Source organism: Pseudomonas syringae group sp. 247E2 (genome assembly GCF_032587795.1).
Classification (GTDB): Bacteria; Pseudomonadota; Gammaproteobacteria; order Pseudomonadales; family Pseudomonadaceae; genus Aquipseudomonas; species Aquipseudomonas amygdali.
In genome coordinates this window covers 359,374-382,038 of record NZ_JAWHPK010000015.1, presented here as the reverse complement: position 1 = coordinate 382,038, position 22,665 = coordinate 359,374, and the positions used below count along the sequence as shown (strand labels likewise).

The following is a 22,665-nucleotide window of genomic DNA, read 5'->3' as shown; positions in this document are numbered from 1 at the left end:
TGATTCTGATTTTTCACAAAATTTTTTCATTTTCGGAAATTTTGTGCACGCTTGTTGCTTTATGACCCATATGATCACGCCACCCCCGGCGGAAAACGAGGGTGACAGCATCAAGGGAAACAAGGCTCGCGACCTTGGGGGGACGTGTTTGGCAGACTGCGCGTTGATCCATTCGATCAAGCACAGATGCCACTACGGGCTAGCCTGGCGCCATGTCGTAAAGAATCTGAAAGGATAGAGCTGTACCTATAGCAACCAGCGTCAGCGTGATATAGATTCCGCCGACCAAAAATAGAAAGAGCCGTCCAGATAAAAAAACAGGTGGACGGCAAAAATCTTCTAAAAACCAAAGGAGCAATCACGATGAGAGTGATGAAGTGGAGCGCAATCGCACTGGCCGTTACGGCAGCCAGCACCCAACTGGCAACAGCGGCACCTTTCGTCAGCGATCAGGCTGATGCCAAGGGCTTTGTGGAAGGCAGCACGCTTGACCTGAAGTTGCGCAATTACTATTACAACCGTGACAAGAAAAACAACCCCGCTCCAGGCGGCCGCAGCGATAAAGACTGGACCCAAGGTATCTGGGCCAACTTCAGCACCGGTTACACTCAAGGCACCATCGGTGTCGGCGTTGAGGCATTCGGCTATGGTGGCCTCAGGCTTTGGGGTCTCGACAAATACTCAGGTTCTGGAAACCTGGTCACTGACGCCAATGGTGATAACGAGGCTACGCAGGGTAAGCTGGGCGGCGCTGTAAAATTCCGCGTATCGAAAACTGAATTGAAAATCGGTGATATGCAGCCTACCAGTCCAGTATTTGCGGTTGGCGGATCACGCCTGTTACCTCAAACCGCTAGCGGTCTAAGCCTGCAAAGCAGTGAGATTGCAGGTCTTGATCTTGAAGCAGGACACTTCTACTCAGGCACAAGCCAGGATGACACCAGTCACGACGGCAGCATCTGGGCAACTTACGCAAACGGCTTCAACGGCTTGAAAGCCAGCAGCGCAGATTTTGTTGGCGGCAAGTACGCAGTGACCGACGGTTTGGGCGTAGCTTTCTACGCAGCCAAACTCGAAGACATCTGGGATCAGTACTACGGTAACGTGAACTACGCATTGCCTTTGGGTAATGATCAGTCACTGGCTTTCGACGTCAACCTGTACCGCACCCTTGACGAAGGCAGCGCTAAAGCTGGATCGATTAACAACACCACTTACTCGGCGTCGGCAGCCTATTCATTCCTGGCAGCGCATACCATTACCGTTGCGTACCAGAAAGTCGACGGCGATACACCGTTCGACTACATCGGTATAGGCGACAACAATCGTGGTGGCGACTCTATTTTCCTCGCCAACTCCGTTCAGTACTCCGACTTCAACGGTCCAGGCGAGAAATCGTGGCAAGTGCGCTACGACCTGAACATGACGCCTTACGGCGTTCCTGGCCTGAGCTTCATGACCCGCTACCTTAACGGTGACAACATTGATGGCACCAAAGTAGACGCGTCCAGTGCCTATGCCAATATGTATGGAGCTGATGGCAAACACCACGAAACCAACGTTGAAGCCAAATACGTTGTACAGACTGGCCCAGCCAAAGACCTGTCCTTCCGTATGCGTCAGGCATGGCACCGTGGTAACGATGCCCAGGCAGATGGCGACGTCAACGAGTTCCGCCTGATTGTCGACTACCCGATCTCGATCCTGTAATCGCAGCTCAGCACTCGTTAATAGAAGAAGCCCGGCTCATGCCGGGCTTTTTCATTTGGCTCTGAAAGAACTCCCCTACCCTCTGCAAGCCTGCCCCGCCCTGTACGCGACCGGAACACCGCCGTACAATGCCAGGTCATATCCAGTCTCAGCAACCGACAACGGCCAACCATGCGCACCAGTCAATTTTTGCTCGCCACACAGAAAGAAACCCCTTCCGATGCGGTCGTGGTCAGCCATCAGCTGATGCTGCGCGCTGGCATGATTCGTAAACTGGCATCCGGTCTTTACACCTGGCTGCCCATGGGCCTGCGCGTGCTGCGCAAGGTCGAAGCGATTGTTCGTGAAGAAATGGACGCCGCTGGCGCACTCGAAATTCTAATGCCCGGCATTCAGCCTGCAGAACTCTGGCAGGAATCCGGTCGCTGGGAACAATACGGCCCGGAGCTGATGCGCCTGGTCGACCGCCACAACCGTGAGTTCTGCCTGGGCCCGACCCACGAAGAAGTCATCACCGATCTGGCACGCAATGAGCTCAACAGCTATAAACAGCTGCCGATCAACATGTACCAGATCCAGACCAAATTCCGTGATGAGATTCGTCCACGCTTCGGCCTGATGCGCGGACGCGAATTCGTCATGAAAGACGCCTACTCGTTCCACGCTGACCACGCCTCGCTGCAGGTCACCTACGACCGCATGCACCTGGCATACAGCAACATCTTCACCCGCCTGGGCCTCAAATTCCGCCCGGTCGAAGCTGACAACGGCTCGATTGGCGGCGCAGGCTCGCACGAGTTCCATGTGCTGGCCGAATCCGGCGAAGACGATATTGTGTTCAGCGATGGCTCCGATTACGCAGCCAACATCGAAAAAGCCGAAGCAGTACCTCGTGAGAAAGCTCGTCCGGCCGCTACTGAAGAATTGCGTCTGATCGATACTCCAAACGCCAAGACCATCGCCCAACTGGTCGAAGGTTTTGATTTGCCGATCGAGAAAACCGTCAAGACGCTGGTGGTCCATGCTGCCGAAGAAGGCAAGCTGATTGCCCTGATCATCCGTGGCGATCACGAGCTCAACGAAATCAAGGCCAGCCAGCTTGAACAGGTTGCCAGCCCGTTGGTGATGGCATCCGAAGCCGAACTGCGTGATGCCATCGGTGCAGGCGCAGGCTCGCTGGGTCCGTTGAATCTGCCGCTGCCGTGCATCATCGACCGCTCGGTCGAGCTGATGAGCGACTTCAGCGTCGGCGCCAATATCGATGACAAGCACTATTTCGGCGTCAACTGGGAACGCGACCTGCCGGTTCCGACCGTCGCAGACCTGCGTAATGTTGTTGCGGGCGACCCAAGCCCGGACGGCAAGGGCACGCTGGAAATCAAGCGCGGCATCGAAGTGGGCCACATCTTCCAGCTGGGCACCAAATACAGCGAAGCGATGAAGTGCCAGGTGCTGGGGGAAAACGGCAAGCCGGTCAATCTGGCGATGGGTTGCTACGGCATCGGCGTTTCCCGCGTGGTTGCCGCCGCAATCGAACAGAACAGCGACGAAAACGGCATTATCTGGAACGACACTCTGGCGCCTTTCCAGATCGCCTTGATCCCTCTGCGCTACGAGACAGACGCGGTTCGTGAAGCGACAGACAAACTGTACGCCGAGCTGACTGCCGCCGGCTTCGAGGTATTGCTCGATGACCGCGACAAGAAAACCAGCCCCGGCATCAAGTTCGCTGATATGGAACTGATCGGTATTCCGCATCGCATCGTAGTCAGCGACCGTGGTCTGGCCGAAGGCAATCTGGAATACAAGAGCCGTACCGAGTCGCAACCGCAAGCCATTGCAGTCGCGGATGTGCTGTCGTTCATCCAGGGCAAAGTGAACCGCTGAGTCAAAAGGCGCACCTGTTTTCTCAACAGGTGCGCCGCTCGTCACTCGCCCAATCCGCATCAGAGATCCCATGCTCAAACGAAGCACCTTAAGCCTCGGCAGCGCCGTCCTTTGCGGTTCGTTTCTCGTCGGCGGCTGTGCCAATCAGCTATCACAACGCAGTGAGCACGAGGAGCGCGTCGAACGCAAACTGCTCGAACACACACTGCAAGTCGATATCGGTGAGCCCAAAACGCTGGAGTTACCGCAACGCCGCGTGCGGATTCACGAGCACAAATCGTTCGAAGTTACCGATTTTGAAGTCACCCGCCACTATGACCGCTATACGCCTTACCAGCCCTGGCGGGAGATCTACGAGATCCCGCTCGGCGCGGTCGCTGTTGTAGCAGGCGTCGGGGCGAATGTGGTCAACGTGTTTGCACTGGGCAATTTGCCGGAAAGCATGACCCGGGACTGGATTCACTACGGTGTGGCAGGTCTGAACCCGTTCATGAACGCCCCCTCTCACGGGCGCGCCCAGCAGAATCTGGCGAGCATTGACGAAGTCCAGAAAGACAAACGGATCGAGAACTCCACGCTGCCGTGGAATGAACGCCCGGTGATGGTCAAGGCCGGTAACGAAACTCATGAAATGAGCACCGACCGCAACGGCATTCTGCGCCTGAACCTGCTGGACAGTCCTTTTGCCGAACAGGACCTGAGCCGTATCACGCGCATTTATATCAACGTCGAAGACGACCAGGACAGCGCTCACGCGAACGCCAGCTTGCCGATCAGCCACTCTCTGCGCGGCAAGCTGCTGGAGGCGCACGCCCTGATCTACGACGACCTGGAAGATGACGAAGTCAGCCAATGGGTGCATCGCGTCAAACGCCTTTCTGACCTGGGGCTGGAAGAAGAAGCCAGCGAGCTCGAACAGAGCCTGATTGAACTGACACGCAACGATCCGCAGTTGCAGGGTGAATTTCTCAAATCACTCGCCAGAGATGCTGGCCGTCTGGTCGCCGTTCCCGCCCAGAGCCAGTAATGTGAAAGGCTGCGGTATGCAACCGCAGCCGACCATTTCATTATTGCGAGAACAACTCCAATTGTTCATGAGCTGCGCGCAGGTCGTGCAGACGCACACCTATACCCAGAAGCCGAACAGGCTTGGCACCACGGGCAAACGCCTGCGCCAGCAACTGCTCGTAACTGCCCAGATCCCTTCCGGCTCCGGACTGCTCCAGAGTCGTCTGGGTGAAGTCGTGAAATTTCACTTTGACGAAGGGCTTGCCGGGCCGGTACTGCCCTTCCATTCTCGCCATCCGGTTACCGAGGGTTTCCAGCAGCGCGGGCAGCTTTTCCAGGCAGGCAGCCAGATCAGGCAGATCCGTGTCGTAGGTATTTTCTACGCTGACTGACTGACGTCGACTGTCATTCTGCACCGGACGGTCATCTATTCCGTGCGCCAGACTCCAGAGACGCTCACCGAAGCTGCCGAACTCACGGACCAGCGCAAGCTTGCTGCGGCTTCGCAGGTCGGCACAGTCGACGATGCCCAGCCGCCCCAGCTTGTCTGCGGTGACTTTCCCCACGCCGTGGAGTTTGGTAACGGGCAAAGAGGCGACGAAATCCTCGACCTGATCCGGAGTAATGACGAACAAACCGTTGGGCTTCTTCCAGTCGCTGGCGATCTTGGCCAGAAATTTGTTCGGCGCGACGCCCGCCGAAACCGTGATATGCAGCTGATTCGAGACCCGGCGCCGGATGTCCTGGGCGATGCGCGTGGCGCTACCGGAAAAGTGCCCGGCATCCGATACGTCGAGGAACGCCTCATCCAGCGACAAGGGCTCTATAAGGTCGGTGTAATCCCGGAATATCGTATGGATTTCCCGTGACGCCTCCTTATAGGCCTCCATGCGCGGCTTGACGATGGTCAGGTCCGGGCAGAGTTTGAGCGCATGTCGGGATGACATGGCTGAACGCACCCCATACGCGCGCGCTTCGTAATTACAGGTCGCAATCACCCCACGCCGCTCTGCAGAGCCGCCCACCGCCAGCGGCTTGCCAGCGAGCTCGGGCTCGTCACGCATTTCAATGGCTGCATAAAAGCAGTCACAGTCGATATGGATGATTTTGCGCTGCGTCATGACCTGATGGGATTTTGCAATCAATGGCTGAGCAGTATCTCATTCGTACCGGCAAGTAACATCCAGTGATCGAAAGGTCGCCGTGAAAAGCAGTGAAAAGTCCCTGACGCGTGGTCGAAAAAACTGCTGAGCCCCGCCATACAGGCGTCAGAGCCGAAAAAACTCATAAGCGGCGGCGCTAACCAATTGAAGAAAAAGCACTTTTTTAAAACTAACCATTGACACCCCGCCATCTCTCTGTAGAATGCCGCCACACAGACGCGGGATGGAGCAGTCTGGTAGCTCGTCGGGCTCATAACCCGAAGGTCGTCGGTTCAAATCCGGCTCCCGCAACCAAACATCAAAAAAGGCTACTCGAAAGAGTGGCCTTTTTTGTGCCTGCGTTAAAAGTACCTTCTCATGCCCTGCCACTGACACCCCTTCATCGCAGTCTGATCAGCGCTTTCACATTGAGGCGCAAAAAGGCAGCCTCATTGGCAAAGGTGCACAATCTGCTACTCATTTGCCTGCTTTCAAGATTAAGGGTTGACACTTCAGCGTTCGGCTGTAGAATGCCGCCACACAGACGCGGGATGGAGCAGTCTGGTAGCTCGTCGGGCTCATAACCCGAAGGTCGTCGGTTCAAATCCGGCTCCCGCAACCAAACATCAACAAAGGCTACTCGAAAGAGTGGCCTTTTTTGTTTCCGGTGAAAAAACATTTCAGGCGACCGCTAACTGCCTGAGAAAAAAGACTATTTTCCAAGCCCTTTGAAACCCTATCATCACATCTGTAACGTAATGCTTTCATTGACGACAGTTTTTGCATGCGCTGCCGATAGGTGTTACTAAGCTGAATCACGACTGAACCTCGGCTGAACAGCATCGCCTGGCCGGATTCGCTATTCGCTCGTTAGACGTTGACGCGCTAACATCCTGAAATATTTTCTGCGTAGGGATTGGTAACTTGGCTGCATACCTCCATCCTGTCGCGCACGATCCAAGGAGTGATTGATGCGCGACAACATGTCCGATTCCAATGAAACCGTTGATGCAGAACAACCCGGCAGCCCGCCACGCCAGAACTGGCGTGAACTGCTAAGCAAATACCGGCAGCCTATCGGGCTGGCGGTGATGCTGCTGTTGTTCAGCCTGGCCCTTATTGCCTGCCGCCACATGCTGGTCGAAATGGACTGGTATGCGCTGCACGACTCACTGTTCGCAGTGCCCCTGCCCGCTCTGGGCGGTGCGCTGCTCGCGGCAATCGTCGGCTATATCATCCTGATGGGCTATGAACTGTCCGCCAGTCGCTATGCCAATGTCGATCTGCCCATCAAGACGCTGCTTCTCGGCGGCTTCACCTCGTTTGCCATCGGCAATGCGGTCGGCCTGTCGATGCTGTCCGGCGGATCGGTACGCTATCGCCTGTACTCACGCTATGGCGTGGGGGCAATCGAAATCGCCCGCATGACCGTATTCGCCAGCCTTTCGCTAGGCTGTGCGTTGCCGCCACTGGCGGCACTGGCCACGCTGAGCAACCTGTCAGGCGCGTCACTGGCACTCAAGCTTCCCGTCGACGTGCTGGCTGTAGTCGCCACAGCAGTGTTGGTTGGCAGCCTGCTGCTTGCGGTGTTCGTCTACCGTCGCCGCCTGCCGGAACAGGACATTCCGCACAATATTCTGGTTCGCCTCGGTCGTCGTACCTTGCGCCTTCCAGACTTGAAGCTGACGCTGATCCAGCTGGTGATTACCGCGCTGGACGTCGCTGCTGCGGCGATGGTGTTGTACCTGCTGCTGCCGCACGCGCCGCCTCTCGGTGCGTTCATCCTTATTTATCTGCTGGCGCTCGCTGCTGGCGTACTTAGCCATGTGCCTGGCGGCGTCGGCGTGTTCGAGGCCATTCTGCTCGCAGCCTTTGCCAACGAACTGGGTGCCGCCCCGCTAGCCGCCGCGCTGCTACTTTACCGCTTGATCTACGTGATCCTGCCGCTGCTGCTGGCCTGCCTTACCCTGCTGTTTACCGAAGCCCAGCGCCTGCTGCCGACCAAGCAAGCCATGCGCGTTGCCTCGGGGCTGGCGGCACCGATTCTGGCCCTACTGGTTTTCTTGTCGGGGGTGGTGCTGCTCTTCTCTGGTGCCACCCCTGAAATCGATACCCGACTGGAAAACGTCGGCTTCATGATCCCGCATCGGCTGATCGACGCGTCGCACTTCGGAGCAAGTCTTGTGGGCGTGCTGTGCCTGCTGCTTGCCCAGGGCCTGCGTCGTCGGCTGTCTGCGGCCTGGATGCTGACCTCTATTTTGCTGCTGGTCGGTGCAGTGCTGTCGATACTCAAGGGCTTCGACTGGGAAGAGGCCAGCATGCTGCTGCTGACCGCCTGCCTGCTGCTCACGTTCCGCCGTTCGTTCTACCGCCCAAGCCGCCTGCTGGAACTGCCGTTCTCGCCGGTCTACCTGATTGCCAGCATTTGTGTGGTCGGTGCCTCAATCTGGCTGCTGCTGTTCGCCTATCAGGACGTGCCTTACAGCCATCAGTTGTGGTGGCAGTTCACCCTTGATGCAGATGCCCCACGCGGCCTGCGTTCGGCACTGGGCAGCGCAGTGCTGCTGGTGGTGGTCTCGCTGACCTGGTTGCTGCGTACTGCCAGACCGGTCATCAAACTGCCCGACGCGGCAGATCTGGACAAGGCAGCCGAGATCCTCAAAGCATCCAAACAGCCGGATGGCGGTCTGGTGCTGACCGGCGATAAGGCGATCCTGTTCCACCCGGCTGGCAATGCGTTCCTGATGTACTCGCATCGCGGCCGCAGTCTGGTAGCACTTTACGACCCGATTGGCCCGACCCAGCAGCGTGCCGAGCTGATCTGGCAGTTCCGCGACCTGTGCGACGTGCACCATGCTCGCCCGGTGTTCTATCAGGTGCGCGCGGAAAACCTGCCGTTCTACATGGACATCGGCCTCACCGCCATCAAGCTGGGCGAGGAAGCGCGCGTTGATCTGCGACGCTTCGATATCGACGCCAAAGGCAAGGAAATGAAAGACCTGCGTTACACCTGGAACCGAGGTGGCCGCGATGGGCTTTCGCTGGAAATCTACGAGCCGGGCCAAGCGCCTATCGATGAGCTGAAAGTGATTTCCGATGCCTGGCTAACCGGCAAGAATGTCCGCGAAAAAGGCTTCTCGCTGGGCCGCTTCAGCACTGAGTACCTCAAGTATTTCCGTATTGCCATCGTGCACTTCCAGGGCAAACCGGTCGCGTTTTCCAACCTGCTGGAAACCACCAGCCCGGAACTGGCCAGTCTGGACCTGATGCGATCTCACCCGGACGCCCCCAAGCTGACCATGGAATTCATGATGGTCGGCCTGATTCTGCATTATAAAGCCCAGGGTTATGCGCGATTCAGCCTGGGAATGGTGCCTTTGTCGGGGCTGCAGCCACGACGTGGCGCGCCGATCACTCAGCGCCTGGGTTCGATGATCTTTCGTCGTGGCGAGCAACTGTACAACTTCCAGGGGCTGCGTCGCTTCAAGGACAAGTTCCAGCCCGACTGGGAACCTCGTTATATGGCCGTGCCTGCCGGACTTGATCCGCTCGTGGCACTGGCTGACACCGCCGCCCTGATTGCGGGCGGCCTGACTGGATTGGTGAAACGCTGATGATTCGACGCTCCTGGCGCCTTTTGCTTGCAGCTCTGGTAATTGTTCTTTTAGTCGTAGCACTGGGAATATGGATCTGGAACCGCCCTGCCCCGCCCGCATCGCTGGAACACTTGAACCTTGACGGTGGCGCGCCACTGACCAGCGTGACACCAGCCACCAGCATCAAGACCCGCATTGCGCTGGCCGTCACCGCTGAAGAAATGCTCACCGACAAGCAGTTGCTGGCGATCAGCAAGGACGCTTCGGCACGCATCATTCAGGTGGTATTGCCCAAGGACGACTGCGTCCTGCAACAGAAAACCTTTCAGGAAGCCCTGGCGAAGCTTGACGGCCCCGCGAAGGTTGTCGGTGGCATAGGCCCTGGCGCAACTCTGGCGTGGCGCTGGCTGGCCGAGCAGACCGACGACAAGGCGCAGGCCATTTCCGTCGGGTTTGCGCTGGAGCATGTTTCGAATCCGCCGCCTGTTCTGGAGGAGGACGAGAAACCGCCGCAGATCTGCGACGTGCCGCTGCCGCAAAAAGCTCCGCACGGACACTGGCTGGCCGCCTGGAACGACGCCCCGGATGATCCGAGTGCAGCGTTCGTGCGTGACCAGACCAATGCCGACACCAGCATCAGCGACTACGACATTCCGCTGCCTCAGGTGCTCAACACCGAGCTGCGCCACCTGTTACTCGGTGAAAACGACAGTGGCGGCCTGGGCATCCCGGTCGTCGAAGTACCGGCCAGCCAGCCTTCCGATACCGTGACACTGTTCATGTCCGGTGACGGCGGCTGGCGCGATCTGGACAAGGTCGTGGCAGGCGACATGGCCAAGATGGGCTATCCGGTGGTGGGCATCGACGTGTTGCGCTACTACTGGGAGCACAAGACACCGGAGCAGACCGCTGTCGACCTTACCGACCTGATGAACCACTACCGTCAGAAATGGGGCACCAAGCGCTTCATCCTGGCTGGCTACTCGTTCGGCGCGGACGTGATGCCCGCGATCTACAACCGCCTGGCTGCGGATGATCAGAATCGGGTCGACGCGATCATTCTGCTGGCCTTCGCCCGTACTGGCAGCTTCGAGATTCACGTCGACGGCTGGCTCGGCAACGCAGGCAAGGAAGCCACCACCGGACAGGAGATGGCCAAGCTGCCAGCCGCCAAGGTGTTCTGTGTTTATGGTGTCGAAGAGAAGAAAGACAGCGGTTGCACCGACACTACCGCAGTCGGCGAGGCCGTTCAGTTGCCTGGCGGTCACCACTTCGATGAAGACTATCCGGCACTGGCCAAGCGCCTGATCGACGCCATCAACAAGCGTCAGGGCAAGGCTACCGCTCAGTAAGCGCCGCCAGATAGAAATCTGAACGGCATAAAAAATCCCGGCACCGTGAGGTCGCCGGGATTTTTTTATCCACGCTGCCAGCCTTGCCAGCGAACGCTTACATCTCTACTTGCGTACCCAGCTCGATCACCCGATTGAACGGTAGCTTGAAGAAGCGCAGGTTGCCGTTGGCATTCTTGAGCATGAACGCGAACAGCGCCTCACGCCAGCGCGCCATGCCATCCATCTTCGACGGGATCACCGTTTCGCGGCTGAGGAAGTAAGTGGTGCGCATCGGACTGAAATCCAGCTCCGGCAGATCACACAAGGCCAGCGCAGCAGGCACATCGGGCTCATCAATGAAACCGAAGTGCAGGATCACCCGGTAAAAGCCTTCGCCATAGGACTCCACTTCAACGCGCTGAGCGGCAGGCACACGCGGTGAGTCCTCGTACACCACAGTCAGCAACACCACTTGCTCGTGCAGTACCTGGTTGTGCAGCATGTTATGCAGTAGCGCATGAGGTACGGCATCCGAACGTGCGGTCAGGAACACCGCCGTGCCCTGCACGCGATGCGGCGGCTGAACGCGAATACTGCCGATGAAGATCGGCAACGGCAGCCCGCCCTCGTCAATCCGCTCCGCCAATAGTTGCTTACCGCGCTTCCAGGTGGTCATGAGGATGAACAGCACTGCACCTGCCAGCACCGGGAAGGCACCGCCCTGGAAGATCTTCGGTACGTTGGCCGCAAAGAACAGGCCATCCACCAGCAGCAGGCAGATCAGCAACGGAACAGCCAGTAACGGCGGCCATTTCCAGAGCATCAGCATCACCGTCGACACCAGAATGGTGGTGCAGAGCATGGTCCCGGTCACTGCCACGCCGTACGCAGATGCGAGCGCGCCAGACGATTCGAAGCCGATCACCAGCAGAATGACACCCGCCATCAGCGCCCAGTTGACGGCACCGATGTAGATCTGGCCCTGCGCATCACTGGAGGTGTGCTGGATATGCATGCGCGGAATGTAGCCCAGCTGGATCGCCTGCAGCGTCATCGAGAACGCGCCGGAGATTACCGCCTGCGAGGCAATGATGGTCGCCATCGTCGACAGGCCGATCAGTGGCAGCAACGCCCAGCCCGGTGCCAGCAAATAGAAAGGGTTGCGAACCGTTTCAGGGTTGCCCAGCACCAGCGCACCCTGGCCAAAATAGTTGAGCAGCAACGCAGGCAGCACGAGGATGAACCAGGCACGTGAAATCGGCTTGCGGCCAAAGTGACCCATGTCGGCATACAGCGCCTCGGCCCCCGTCAGGGCGAGCACCACAGCACCCAGAATGGCCACACCAATGCCCGGATGAATGATGAAGAAATTCACACCCCAGGCCGGATTGACCGCTTTGAGCACTTCCGGCGACTGCATGATGCCGTAAACGCCCAGCGCGCCGAGCACCAGAAACCAGGTCACCATCACCGGGCCGAACAGCACGCCGATGCGTGCCGTGCCGTGGCGCTGAATCAGAAACAGCCCCACCAGCACGATCAGCGCCATGGGCACGATCCAGTGATCAAGGCCATCGAAGGCCAGTTCCAGCCCTTCCATCGCCGACAATACCGAGACTGCCGGGGTGATCATGCTGTCACCGTAGAACAGCGCAGCACCGAACAACCCGAACACCACCATCATCATTTGCAGTTTGGGGTGTTTGGCCGATGCTCGACGCGCCAGTGCCATCAACGCCATGATGCCGCCCTCGCCCTGGTTGTCAGCACGCAGAACAAACGCCATGTACTTGAACGAAACAACCCAGATCAGCGACCAGAAGATCAGTGACAACACCCCGAGTATCGCGTCATGCGTGACTTCCACGCCGTAACCGCCCTGAAACACTTCCTTGAGGGTGTACAGCGGGCTTGTTCCGATGTCGCCATAAACCACCCCCACTGCCGCGATCAGCAACCCGATAGGCTTGGCAGTGCCTGCGGCCTCCCCATGACTGTTTGTTTGACTCATCCACTACTCCCGGAAACCAGACATGAGGTTCAACACTGAGAACATCACAACGCGTAACAATTCAGATTCAGCCAGACATTGACATGCCTCGGCGCGATGGCGCGAAGCATAACGCAGCACTCGTTGTAATTCTTGGTGAAACGCAAACGGCGAAAATGATCAGGCCAGCGCGCCCCGTCTTTCAGGCAGTTTACGGGGGAGATATTTATCATTGAACGACGCAAATACCGGCCGGTCATTACTTAAGCCTGCCGCCTGAAAGGTCATCAAGAACCGCATCGACGCCCGGGCACCCTGATTCCTCTGACCGAGATGCCCTGATGACAACAAGAAATCTGACTGTTCAGCCATTACGCTTCCAGCCCTCATTTGAAGTCGTCCCCGACGATGAGCCGCAAACCAGCAAAGAGCTGGTGGAAGCCATGCATTCCATTCTTGAAACCACTCTGCAAGACACCGGGCACGCCATTCGCAGTGTGCATGCCAAGGCACACGGGTTACTTCGCGGGCAGATTCAGGTCTATGACGACCTGCCCGAGCCGCTGGCTCAAGGCGCGTTTGCGAAACCTGGAAATTTCCCGCTCTTCATGCGGTTCTCAACCAACCCGGGGGATATTCTTGACGACAAGGTCTCAACGCCCAGGGGGCTGGCGATCAAACTTGTGGGTATCGAAGGCACGCGCTTGCCCGGCAGCGCCGACGCATCGACCCAGGATTTCGTCATGCAGAACGCCAAGGCCTTTACTGCCAAGGACCCCAAGGCTTTTTTGAAAACCTTGAAGTTATTGGCCAAAACAACTGACAAAGCACCGGGCATGAAGAAGGCACTGTCTGCAGTCCTTCGCGGTATCGAGTCCGCTATCGAGTCTGCCGGGGGCGAGAGTGGCACACTGAGAAGTCTCGGCGGGCACCCGATGACTCATATTCTCGGCGAGACGTTCTACACCGTCGTACCTTTTCTGTACGGGCCCTACTACGCCAAGCTGAGCGTAGTCCCCATTTCCGCAGAGTTGATGGCGCTGACCGACGAGGCTGTGGACCTGAAAGACAAGCCGGATGGCCTGCGTGAGGCAGTCAAAGCGTTTTTCCTCGAAAACGATGCCAGCTGGGAGGTTCGTATCCAGCTGGCCACTGACCTGGAGAAGATGCCGGTAGAGGATGCGTCGGCGATCTGGCCGGAAGACCTCAGCCCCTACGTGGCAGTCGCTCGAATCGATGTCCCCCGCCAATCCTCGTGGTCAGAGCAAAGCATTCAGGAAATCGATGAAGGCATGTCATTCAGCCCATGGCATGGTCTTGAGGCGCACCGTCCGCTGGGCGGAGTGATGCGAGTGCGCAAACCTGCCTACGAACACTCGGCGGGCTTTCGCAGTCAGCACAATGGGTGCCCGATGCACGAGCCGCGGGGTTGACAGGTCAATCGGCCCGAGGCTAGATCCTTATGGCGATGGCTCCCGTTTCATCAGTGCGCCTCTGATGAAACGGAACAGCCTTCAGGCAAATACGACTTCAACTCGCGGCCGAGAGCGTAGCCAGATACGTCCTGCATATCCTGAAGGTCTCAACCAATGCGCCTCCCTCCCGAACCCGACAATTGCGCAGACAAAGTATGCAGGCTCGCGCAACAGCCAAGCGCTCTTTGAGCATAAATCCTCCCCTCGCCTGACATACGTCGCAATTCTCATCCAAACGCTGGTCATCGCGCCCGCTCACCGCTAGAATTGCGCACTTTTTGATCAGAGGCGCAGCAAGCGCCCAGTCAGCGCCTGCGCTTCGCGTTCGGGTGCCCTTCACGCCGAGGTTTGCCATGTCCACCGTCACCACGCCGTCCGCCCCAAAGGTCGGATTCGTTTCACTGGGTTGCCCGAAGGCACTCGTTGATTCCGAACGCATCCTGACCCAGCTGCGCATGGAAGGTTACGAAGTCGTTGCGACCTACGAGGATGCCGACGTGGTCGTGGTCAATACCTGCGGCTTCATCGACACCGCCAAGGCCGAGTCGCTGGAAGTGATCGGCGAAGCAATCAAGGAAAACGGCAAGGTCATCGTGACCGGCTGCATGGGCGTTGACGCAAATGTCATTCGCGATGTGCACCCCAGCGTGCTGTCGGTGACCGGCCCGCAGCAGTACGAACAAGTGGTCAACGCAGTGCACGATGTCGTGCCGCCCCGCAAGGACCACAATCCGCTGATCGACCTGGTGCCACCGCAAGGCGTCAAGCTGACCCCGCGCCACTACGCGTATCTGAAAATTTCCGAAGGCTGCAACCATAGCTGCAGCTTCTGCATCATCCCGTCGATGCGCGGCAAGCTGGTCAGCCGTCCGGTTGGCGATGTACTCGATGAGGCCAAGCGTCTGGTCAAATCCGGCGTGAAGGAGCTGCTGGTTATTTCCCAGGACACCAGCGCCTATGGCGTTGACGTCAAATACCGCACCGGGTTCTGGGACGGCCAGCCGGTCAAGACCCGCATGACAGAGCTGTGTCAGGCGCTGGGTTCGATGGGCGTCTGGGTTCGCCTGCATTACGTTTACCCGTACCCGCACGTCGACGAACTGATTCCGCTGATGGCTGCTGGCAAGATCCTGCCGTACCTGGACATCCCGTTCCAGCACGCCAGCCCGAAAATCCTCAAGCTGATGAAGCGGCCAGCCTTTGAAGACAAGACACTGGCACGCATCAAGAACTGGCGCGAGCAGTGTCCTGATCTGATTATCCGCTCGACATTCATCGTCGGCTTTCCCGGTGAGACCGAAGAAGACTTCCAGTACCTGCTGGACTGGCTGACCGAAGCCCAACTGGACCGCGTCGGCTGCTTCCAGTATTCGCCGGTTGAAGGTGCTCCTGCCAATCTGCTGGATGCGGCCATCGTGCCGGATGACGTCAAGCAGGACCGCTGGGATCGCTTCATGGCTCATCAACAGGCAATCAGCGCTGCGCGCCTGCAAATGAAGATCGGCAAGGAAATCGAAGTACTGATCGACGAAGTCGATGATCGTGGCGCCGTAGGCCGCTGCTTCTTCGATGCTCCGGAAATCGACGGCAACGTGTTCATCGGTCTGGAAGAGGGCAGCACCGTTCAGCCCGGCGACAAGATCATGTGCCGCGTGACCGATGCTGACGAATACGACCTGTGGGCCGAGATGCTGTAAGCACAGCCCCTTGCAGCAATCGAAAGCCCTGCCCTTGAACCGGCAGGGCTTTTTCGTCTCTGGCCGTTGTCTATGCAAGACTGGCCGAAAGGAGAACGCGAGATGCGGTTATATACCCCGGACACCAACGATTACCCGGAGATGAGCGAGGTGTGGGAGCGCTCGGTGCGCGCCACCCATGACTTTCTACCGGACGCCTACATCATCAGGCTCAAGGGGTTGCTGACACAGTATCTGGACAGCGTGACGCTGTTCTGCACCCGGGATGAGCAGCTCAACATCACGGGCTTCGCGGGCGTGAACAAAAACCGACTGGATATTCTGTTCATCGACCCGAACCATCGCGGGAAAAAGCTGGGCACGCAGCTGCTGACCCACGCAATCGAGCACTTCGACATCCGTGAACTGGACGTCAACGAGCAGAACACTCAGGCACTGGGGTTTTACCTCCGGCATGGTTTCGACGTTGTCAGCCGTTCTGAAGTCGACGGTTTGGGTCAGCCCTATCCGATGCTCAGAATGCGCCTGCCCCGTCGTAACTGACATCGATTACAGCGCAAATGCAATGTTGCCGCGATTAACCAGCGTGAGGCGGTTACAATGGCACCTTTCCCATCAGTAAACGGCTTTTCTTCATGACAGACCCCATTCGCCTTTCCAAACGCCTTATCGAGCTGGTCGGTTGCTCCCGCCGGGAGGCCGAACTGTTTATCGAGGGTGGCTGGGTTACTGTGGACGGCGTGGTCATCGAAGAGCCGCACTTCAAGGTCAGCACCCAGAAAATCGAGCTCAGCCCGGATGCCAAGGCCAACTCCCCTGAACCGGTCACGATAATCCTGCACAAACCTGCCTCGGCAAGCGCCGAAGAGGCTTTGCAGATGATCACGCCGGGCACGCTCTCGGTCGAGCACAGCTACAGCAAGCGTCCGCTCAAGGGCCACTTCATGCGCCTTGAGGCGATTTCAAGCCTGCAAGCCAATGCCAGCGGCTTGATGGTGTTCAGCCAGGACTGGAAAATCCTGCGCAAGCTCACCGATGACCGCAGCAAGATCGAGCAGGAATACGTGGTGGAAATCTCGGGCGAAATGGTTGCTCATGGCCTGAACCGGCTGAATCACGGCCTGACCTACAAAGGCAAGGAACTGCCCGCCGTAAAGGCCAGTTGGCAAAACGAGAACCGCCTGCGCTTTGCAATGAAAAACCCGCAGCCCGGCATCATTGCCCTGTTGTGTGAAGCCGTTGGCCTGAAGATCGTCGCCATTCGTCGCATCCGCATCGGCGGCGTGTCCATGGGCAAACTGCCCGAAGGCCAGTGGCGCTACATGACGACCAAGGAAAAGTTTTAACTCCCTCGGCACCCGACCTTATTACCGCGCGCATGATCACCGTCATGCGCCGCCATACGACTTATCAGGAAACACGCCTCATGATGAACAACGACGTACTGCGTAGCGTGCGCTACATGCTCGATATCAGCGACAGCAAGGTTGTCGAAATCATCGGTCTGACCGGTTTTGAAGTATCCAAAAGCGATGTCATCGCTTTCATGAAGAAAGAGGAAGAAGAGGGCTATCTGGATTGCAGCGATGAAATCATGGCGCATTTTCTCGATGGCCTGGTTTACTTCAAACGTGGTAAGGACGAAAGCCGTCCGCCGCAGCCGATTGATCTGCCGATTACCAACAACATTGTTCTGAAGAAACTGCGCGTGGCCTTCGAACTGAAAGAAGACGACATGCATGCCATCCTGAAATCCGCAGAATTTCCGGTTTCCAAGCCAGAGCTGAGCGCACTGTTCCGCAAGGTCGGGCACACCAACTACCGCGCCTGTGGCGATCAACTGCTACGCAATTTCCTCAAGGGTCTGACCCTGCGCGTGCGTGGCTGAACCGGTCGGCACCATGAGTTACAACGTCTCCCCTGTCGGCTTCGTACGCTCCTGTTTCAAGGAGAAATTCGCCATCCCCCGCCAGCCACAGCTGGCCCCGGCAGCACGTGGAGTGCTGGAGCTGGTGGCGCCTTTCGATCAGGGTGAGGCTGTTCAAGGGCTGGAAGAGGTCAGTCATGTCTGGCTGCTGTTTCTGTTCCATATGGCGCTGGAAGACAAGCCGCGCCTGAAGGTTCGCCCTCCGCGTCTGGGCGGCAACCAGTCGATGGGGGTATTTGCCACGCGCGCGACGCATCGCCCCAATGGCATCGGCCAGTCGGTGGTCAGGCTGGACAAAGTCGAAGCCGGTCGCCTGTGGCTGTCCGGCATCGACCTGCTGGATGGCACACCAGTGCTGGACATCAAGCCCTACGTACCCTACGCCGATGCAATCGCCGAGGCGACCAACCACATCGCCAGCGCTGCGCCGGCCCTGATACCGGTGCAGTGGCAGGACGCCGCCCTGCGGCAGGCTCGCGAACACGCACTACGCCTGAGTGAGCCGCTGGTCGAGCTGATCGAGCAATGCCTGGCCCAAGACCCGCGCCCGGCCTATCAGCTACCGACGCCGGAACGCCGCTACGGCGCTCAATTCTGGGATCTGGACGTACGCTGGCACTACCCGCAGGCCGGTGTGATTTGCGTGCTTGAAGTCCTGCTGGCCTGAAGGGATGCCAGCGACAAATCCCGAGCAATAAAAACCCGCCTGATCCCTTCAGGGACGAGGCGGGTTTTGTAAGGCCAACTTACTTCTCGACGAATGCACGCTCGATCAGATAGTCGCCGGGCTCACGCATGCGTGGCGAAACGGTCAGACCAAAGCTGTTGAGCACTTCGCTGGTCTCGTCGAGCATGCTCGGGCTACCGCACAACATGGCGCGGTCGTCCTGTGGGTTGATCGGTGGCAAGCCGATATCGCTGAACAGTTTGCCACTGCGCATCAGATCGGTCAGGCGACCTTCGTTCTCGAACGGCTCGCGGGTGACAGTCGGGTAGTAGATCAGCTTGTCACGCAGCGCTTCACCGAAAAACTCGTTCTGCGGCAGATGCTCGGTGATGAATTCACGATAGGCGACTTCGTTCACGTAACGCACGCCGTGGCACAGGATGACTTTCTCGAAACGCTCGTAGGTTTCAGGGTCCTGAATCACGCTCATGAACGGCGCCAGGCCAGTACCCGTGCTCAACAGGTAAAGATGTTTGCCCGGCTTGAGGTCGTCCAGCACCAGCGTACCCGTAGGCTTTTTGCTGATGATGATTTCATCGCCTTCCTTGAGGTGCTGCAACTGCGAGGTCAGCGGACCGTCCGGCACCTTGATGCTGAAAAATTCCAGATGCTCTTCCCAGTTCGGGCTGGCAATCGAGTAGGCGCGCATGAGCGGACGACCGTTTGGCTGCTGCAGACCGATCATGACGAACTGACCGTTCTCGAAACGCAAACCAGGGTCGCGGGTGCACTTGAAACTGAAGAGGGTGTCGTTCCAATGGTGGACGCTGAGGACACGCTCGTGGTTCATGTTGCTCATGTACGTGAAGACTCCTGAAAAAATAGTGCGCGCAGAAGCACTGCGCTATTGCGCGACATTCTAGTGGCAGACACAATATCTGTTAAATGAATTATCAAGATATAGGTTATCGGTTATATAGATATGCGATTTACTCTTCGTCAGCTCCAAGTGTTCGTTGCCGTCGCCCGACAGGAAAGCGTCTCCAAAGCAGCCGTGCTGCTTTCGCTTTCGCAGTCGGCTGCCAGCACCTCCATCACCGAGCTGGAGCGCCAATCGAGCTGCCAGCTGTTTGACCGCGCCGGCAAGCGGCTAAGCCTTAACGCCACGGGCAGGCAATTACTGCCGCAGGCCGTCGCTCTGCTGGATCAGGCAAAGGAAATCGAAGACCTGCTGAACGGTAAATCAGGCTTTGGCTCGCTGGCAGTCGGGGCCACACTGACGATTGGCAATTATCTGGCGACCCTGCTGATCGGCGGCTACATGCAGCGTCACCCGGAAAGCCAGGTCAAGCTGCACGTCCAGAACACCGCGCATATCGTGCAACAGGTTGCCCACTACGAGATTGATCTGGGCTTGATCGAAGGCGATTGCAGCCACCCGGACATCGAAGTGCAGTCCTGGGTCGAAGACGAACTTGTGGTGTTCTGTGCTCCACAGCATCCACTGGCAAAACGCGCCCATGTAACGCTGGAAGAACTGACCCATGAAGCCTGGATCCTGCGAGAACAAGGTTCAGGCACGCGTTTGACGTTCGATCAGGCCATGCGTCACCACCGCAACGGGCTGAATGTCCGACTGGAGCTGGAACACACCGAAGCCATCAAGCGGGCAGTGGAATCCGGACTGGGCATTGGCTGCATTTCCAGACTGGCGCTACGCGACTCATTTCGTCGCGGCAATCTGGTGGAACTGGCCACACCTGAGCTGGATCTGGCGCGTCAGTTCTATTTCATCTGGCACAAACAGAAATATCAGACGTCAGCCATGCGCGAATTCCTCGAACTGTGCCGCGCGTTCACCGCCGGAGTGAAGCGCAGCGACGAGATCGTGCTGCCAAGCCTGTATTGAACAAGCCCTAACCCAGCAGCACAATGCCCCACACCAGAGCGATCATGCTCAAGGCGATGAACTGGGCAGCGCTGCCCATGTCCTTGGCGTTCTTGGACAATGGGTGCAGGTCCAGAGAGATTCGGTCGATGGCAGCCTCTACAGCTGAGTTGAGCAATTCTACAATCAGGGCCAGCAGGCAAACGGCGACCAGCAAGGCATGCTCGGCCTTGCTGACGTGCAGGAAAAACGATAGCGGGACCAACACCACGTTAAGCAGTACCAGCTGGCGGAAAGCGGCTTCGCCTTTGAAAGCAGCTGACAGACCGTCCAGAGAATAGCCTGCGGCATTGAGGATACGTTTTAGACCGGTTTGGCCTTTGAAGGGCGACATAGAGAGGCTGCTGTGTAAAAAAGATGAGGAAAGCTAAGGCACTAAAGGTCAAAAAAGCGTGAATGCTCGCAACCTGAACACCGTTAACTGGACGAGATGGACTCAAGCTGCTGTAACAACAACGCTGCCTGAGTTCGCGTGCGTACGCCAAGCTTGCGGAAAATCGCCGTGACGTGCGCCTTGATAGTGGCTTCGGAGACGCTGAGTTCTGAGGCAATCTGCTTGTTCAGCAGCCCCTCACAGACCATCGTCAATACTCGAAACTGCTGGGGCGTGAGGCTGGCAAGGCCAGCGCTTGCAGCCTTCGCTTCATCCGAAACACTGATCACTTCATTGACCTGCGGCGGCCACCAGACGTCGCCATCGAGCACGGTGCGCACCGCCTGCTGAATGACTTCAAGGGGGCTGGATTTAGGAATGAACCCGCTGGCACCAAACTCTCTGGAACGCACCACTATCGACGCCTCTTCCTGAGCCGAAACCATCACCACCGGTATCTGCGGATATTGGCCGCGCAACAGGACCAGCCCGGAGAAGCCATAAGCCCCTGGCATGTTCAGGTCCAGCAGAACCAGATCCCAATCAGCCTTCTCTCCCAGACGGGATTCAAGCTGGGCAATGCTTTCTGCCTCGACGAGCCGCGCTTCAGGCCCCAGGCCAATGCTCAGCGCCTGATGCAGCGCACTGCGAAACAGGGGATGATCATCAGCGATCAGGATGTCGTAGGTCATGTAGTGATCCTGTTTTTATAGTGAGGGCCGACAGAATCGGCCACCCAGCAAGACTGGCGAATGCGCATCGCGACAACCCGAAAAGAGCGTCGGTGCCACACCAGACAAGATGAATCGGCTTCCAGGCGGCGCCAAGCATGCCCAGCAAGACCATGACGGTCAAGCGCGAAGCGTCATTGCCCGAGAACATGGATGGCAATTAGCCCATACAGGGCAGATCCGCAACACTGCGTGATAGAAAGCCTTCAAATAAAAGCCTTCAAATGAGTGTGGGCCGCGTCGTCGGGGTCTATCGGCTTGAGGTACTTGGCACCCAGATAATGAGCGCTGAACACATCCAGATAAGCATCCAGTACACCACTGGCGCAGGTATCCCCGGCCAGCTCCAGACAAAGCGCGGCGACTTCGGCAGTACAGAAGTGATCGTCTCGCCTTGATCGGCGCAAACGGTAACGCGAGATCTGCTCGGGCTCCAGCGTCAACACCGGAAACCTTTCCAGATACGGGCTTTTGCGGAACATCTTGCGCGCCTCGGTCCAGGTGGCATCCAGCAGAATGAACAGTGGGCGCTTGCCATCCATGCGCGACACCTTATTGACCACACGCTCCTCGGCAACGAATTCACCGGGAAAAACGATATACGGCTGCCACTGCGGATCGTCCAGCAAGGCGAGCAATTGCTCGTCGACATCTATTCGCGACCAGCCGAAGGCGTGGGTGTCCTTGATGACATCGGCGATCAGCCAGCCGGTGTTGGTCGGCTTCAAAGGCTCGGTGTCGTACATCAGCAGGCACATGCCTGACTCAGCAGTCACGGCAGGTCGCCACGCGCACAGGCAATAACTGGAGATAACCCGGCAATCCGGACAGCGCGGCGCGCGCGAGCCGCGAGCAATAAAGGGCTTGGTACTGCGGGCCAGACGCTCGTCGCGCAGACGGGAAACGGCATGACTCATTACAGGACACGCCTGCGGGGGGAATACATCGACACCACAAAGACTCGGCAGGATTAAAGTCCGCGCAGTTTATCAGAGCACCGGCACTTCAACCCGCTTTCGGTCCTCGGGCTGTTCCCGTGTCAGAGAGACCGTGTTGAAACGGGTACAGCCCCTAGGCCCGATGAAGACTCCTGCTCTATACTGCTGCGCCATTGCAACCCGCGTTATCGGCGGGCTGCCCGGAACGCACTTTGAAGTCGCTGGTCCAACGGCCAGCCACT

At 57.9% G+C, this 22,665-nt stretch carries 18 protein-coding genes and 2 tRNA genes; 14 read left to right on the top strand and 6 right to left on the bottom strand.

The genetic code is table 11. The annotated features are described in order from the left end of the window. Positions 1–363 precede the first annotated feature (363 nt). From RYC18_RS16915 to RYC18_RS16905, 3 genes are all read left to right on the top strand, one after another. The gene (locus tag RYC18_RS16915; protein ID WP_005746539.1) at positions 364–1,710 is read left to right on the top strand and encodes an OprD family porin; all 1,347 of its coding nucleotides are present in this window, start codon (positions 364–366) and stop codon (positions 1,708–1,710) included. A gap of 171 nt (positions 1,711–1,881) precedes the next feature. After that, on the top strand, positions 1,882–3,597 hold the full coding sequence (locus RYC18_RS16910) for a proline--tRNA ligase (protein WP_002554668.1): 1,716 nt from the start codon (positions 1,882–1,884) through the stop codon (positions 3,595–3,597). Positions 3,598–3,667: 70 nt separating this feature from the next. Continuing rightward, positions 3,668–4,624, top strand: a complete 957-nt coding sequence (locus RYC18_RS16905) for a hypothetical protein (RefSeq protein WP_002554669.1) — start codon at positions 3,668–3,670, stop codon at positions 4,622–4,624. A 40-nt stretch (positions 4,625–4,664) separates the two neighbouring features. Here RYC18_RS16905 and dinB read toward each other — a convergent pair whose 3' ends face one another. Next, positions 4,665–5,726 carry a DNA polymerase IV gene (gene dinB, locus RYC18_RS16900; RefSeq protein WP_005746536.1) on the bottom strand — a complete coding sequence of 354 codons (1,062 nt, stop codon included), beginning with the start codon at positions 5,724–5,726 and terminating at the stop codon, positions 4,665–4,667. Between the two features lie 259 nt (positions 5,727–5,985). Here dinB and RYC18_RS16895 point away from each other — a divergent pair. The 4 genes from RYC18_RS16895 to RYC18_RS16880 all read left to right on the top strand — a co-directional run bounded on the left by RYC18_RS16895 (position 5,986) and on the right by RYC18_RS16880 (position 10,695). Beyond that, a tRNA-Met gene (locus RYC18_RS16895) sits at positions 5,986–6,062 on the top strand. A gap of 230 nt (positions 6,063–6,292) precedes the next feature. Next, positions 6,293–6,369 (top strand) — tRNA-Met (locus tag RYC18_RS16890). 349 nt (positions 6,370–6,718) lie between these two features. Beyond that, positions 6,719–9,361 (top strand): bifunctional lysylphosphatidylglycerol flippase/synthetase MprF, encoded by a 2,643-nt coding sequence (mprF, locus tag RYC18_RS16885; RefSeq protein WP_057405447.1) that lies wholly within the window; start codon positions 6,719–6,721, stop codon positions 9,359–9,361. Then, positions 9,361–10,695 (top strand): virulence factor family protein, encoded by a 1,335-nt coding sequence (locus RYC18_RS16880; protein ID WP_002554672.1) that lies wholly within the window; start codon positions 9,361–9,363, stop codon positions 10,693–10,695. Before mprF ends, RYC18_RS16880 begins: the two co-directional genes overlap by 1 nt. A 97-nt stretch (positions 10,696–10,792) precedes the next feature. On the opposite strand, the gene RYC18_RS16875 is transcribed toward RYC18_RS16880, so the two are convergent. Next, positions 10,793–12,688 (bottom strand): potassium transporter Kup, encoded by a 1,896-nt coding sequence (locus RYC18_RS16875; protein WP_005733333.1) that lies wholly within the window; start codon positions 12,686–12,688, stop codon positions 10,793–10,795. Positions 12,689–13,008: 320 nt separating this feature from the next. Here RYC18_RS16875 and RYC18_RS16870 point away from each other — a divergent pair, with 320 nt between their 5' ends. From RYC18_RS16870 to tsaA, 6 genes are all read left to right on the top strand, one after another. After that, entirely contained in the window at positions 13,009–14,100 is a 1,092-nt protein-coding gene (locus RYC18_RS16870; protein ID WP_316886509.1) for a catalase family protein, read from the top strand. A gap of 395 nt (positions 14,101–14,495) precedes the next feature. Beyond that, positions 14,496–15,839 carry a 30S ribosomal protein S12 methylthiotransferase RimO gene (rimO, locus tag RYC18_RS16865; RefSeq protein ID WP_002554675.1) on the top strand — a complete coding sequence of 448 codons (1,344 nt, stop codon included), beginning with the start codon at positions 14,496–14,498 and terminating at the stop codon, positions 15,837–15,839. A 102-nt stretch (positions 15,840–15,941) separates the two neighbouring features. Beyond that, positions 15,942–16,382: a GNAT family N-acetyltransferase gene (locus RYC18_RS16860; protein ID WP_005760262.1), complete on the top strand. Its 441-nt coding sequence runs from the start codon at positions 15,942–15,944 to the stop codon at positions 16,380–16,382. Between the two features lie 92 nt (positions 16,383–16,474). Then, positions 16,475–17,185, top strand: a complete 711-nt coding sequence (locus RYC18_RS16855; protein ID WP_005760260.1) for an rRNA pseudouridine synthase — start codon at positions 16,475–16,477, stop codon at positions 17,183–17,185. Positions 17,186–17,265: 80 nt separating this feature from the next. Then, positions 17,266–17,727, top strand: a complete 462-nt coding sequence (locus RYC18_RS16850) for a DUF1456 family protein (RefSeq protein ID WP_002554678.1) — start codon at positions 17,266–17,268, stop codon at positions 17,725–17,727. Positions 17,728–17,740: 13 nt separating this feature from the next. Then, on the top strand, positions 17,741–18,433 hold the full coding sequence (gene tsaA, locus RYC18_RS16845) for a tRNA (N6-threonylcarbamoyladenosine(37)-N6)-methyltransferase TrmO (RefSeq protein ID WP_044324680.1): 693 nt from the start codon (positions 17,741–17,743) through the stop codon (positions 18,431–18,433). 79 nt (positions 18,434–18,512) lie between these two features. Here tsaA and fpr read toward each other — a convergent pair whose 3' ends face one another. Then, positions 18,513–19,292 carry a ferredoxin-NADP reductase gene (gene fpr, locus RYC18_RS16840; protein WP_002554680.1) on the bottom strand — a complete coding sequence of 260 codons (780 nt, stop codon included), beginning with the start codon at positions 19,290–19,292 and terminating at the stop codon, positions 18,513–18,515. Between the two features lie 123 nt (positions 19,293–19,415). Between fpr and RYC18_RS16835 the strand changes: the two genes are divergently transcribed. Further along, a complete protein-coding gene (locus tag RYC18_RS16835) occupies positions 19,416–20,342 on the top strand; it encodes a LysR family transcriptional regulator (RefSeq protein ID WP_002554681.1) in 927 nt (308 codons plus the stop codon). Between the two features lie 7 nt (positions 20,343–20,349). Here RYC18_RS16835 and RYC18_RS16830 read toward each other — a convergent pair whose 3' ends face one another. The 3 genes from RYC18_RS16830 to RYC18_RS16820 all read right to left on the bottom strand — a co-directional run bounded on the left by RYC18_RS16830 (position 20,350) and on the right by RYC18_RS16820 (position 22,402). Beyond that, entirely contained in the window at positions 20,350–20,715 is a 366-nt protein-coding gene (locus tag RYC18_RS16830) for a diacylglycerol kinase (protein ID WP_002554682.1), read from the bottom strand. An 83-nt stretch (positions 20,716–20,798) separates the two neighbouring features. Next, a complete protein-coding gene (gene erdR / locus RYC18_RS16825; RefSeq protein WP_002554683.1) occupies positions 20,799–21,446 on the bottom strand; it encodes a response regulator transcription factor ErdR in 648 nt (215 codons plus the stop codon). A 245-nt stretch (positions 21,447–21,691) separates the two neighbouring features. After that, complete coding sequence (locus RYC18_RS16820) at positions 21,692–22,402, bottom strand: tRNA-uridine aminocarboxypropyltransferase (protein ID WP_002554684.1); 711 nt, start codon at positions 22,400–22,402, stop codon at positions 21,692–21,694. Between the last annotated feature and the right edge of the window lie 263 nt (positions 22,403–22,665).

Excerpts from the sequence above, each read along its gene's own strand:
- RYC18_RS16905 (WP_002554669.1), top strand. The coding sequence starts at position 3,668 with ATGCTCAAACGAAGCACCTTAAGCCTCGGCAGCGCCGTCCTTTGCGGT.
- RYC18_RS16855 (WP_005760260.1), top strand. The coding sequence starts at position 16,475 with ATGACAGACCCCATTCGCCTTTCCAAACGCCTTATCGAGCTGGTCGGT.
- RYC18_RS16875 (WP_005733333.1), bottom strand. The coding sequence starts at position 12,688 with ATGAGTCAAACAAACAGTCATGGGGAGGCCGCAGGCACTGCCAAGCCT.
- RYC18_RS16830 (WP_002554682.1), bottom strand. The coding sequence starts at position 20,715 with ATGTCGCCCTTCAAAGGCCAAACCGGTCTAAAACGTATCCTCAATGCC.
- erdR (WP_002554683.1), bottom strand. The coding sequence starts at position 21,446 with ATGACCTACGACATCCTGATCGCTGATGATCATCCCCTGTTTCGCAGT.
- RYC18_RS16820 (WP_002554684.1), bottom strand. The coding sequence starts at position 22,402 with ATGAGTCATGCCGTTTCCCGTCTGCGCGACGAGCGTCTGGCCCGCAGT.
- fpr (WP_002554680.1), bottom strand. The coding sequence starts at position 19,292 with ATGAGCAACATGAACCACGAGCGTGTCCTCAGCGTCCACCATTGGAAC.
- RYC18_RS16915 (WP_005746539.1), top strand. The coding sequence starts at position 364 with ATGAGAGTGATGAAGTGGAGCGCAATCGCACTGGCCGTTACGGCAGCC.
- RYC18_RS16850 (WP_002554678.1), top strand. The coding sequence starts at position 17,266 with ATGATGAACAACGACGTACTGCGTAGCGTGCGCTACATGCTCGATATC.
- RYC18_RS16870 (WP_316886509.1), top strand. The coding sequence starts at position 13,009 with ATGACAACAAGAAATCTGACTGTTCAGCCATTACGCTTCCAGCCCTCA.
- rimO (WP_002554675.1), top strand. The coding sequence starts at position 14,496 with ATGTCCACCGTCACCACGCCGTCCGCCCCAAAGGTCGGATTCGTTTCA.
- mprF (WP_057405447.1), top strand. The coding sequence starts at position 6,719 with ATGCGCGACAACATGTCCGATTCCAATGAAACCGTTGATGCAGAACAA.
- RYC18_RS16910 (WP_002554668.1), top strand. The coding sequence starts at position 1,882 with ATGCGCACCAGTCAATTTTTGCTCGCCACACAGAAAGAAACCCCTTCC.
- RYC18_RS16835 (WP_002554681.1), top strand. The coding sequence starts at position 19,416 with ATGCGATTTACTCTTCGTCAGCTCCAAGTGTTCGTTGCCGTCGCCCGA.
- RYC18_RS16880 (WP_002554672.1), top strand. The coding sequence starts at position 9,361 with ATGATTCGACGCTCCTGGCGCCTTTTGCTTGCAGCTCTGGTAATTGTT.
- dinB (WP_005746536.1), bottom strand. The coding sequence starts at position 5,726 with ATGACGCAGCGCAAAATCATCCATATCGACTGTGACTGCTTTTATGCA.
- tsaA (WP_044324680.1), top strand. The coding sequence starts at position 17,741 with ATGAGTTACAACGTCTCCCCTGTCGGCTTCGTACGCTCCTGTTTCAAG.
- RYC18_RS16860 (WP_005760262.1), top strand. The coding sequence starts at position 15,942 with ATGCGGTTATATACCCCGGACACCAACGATTACCCGGAGATGAGCGAG.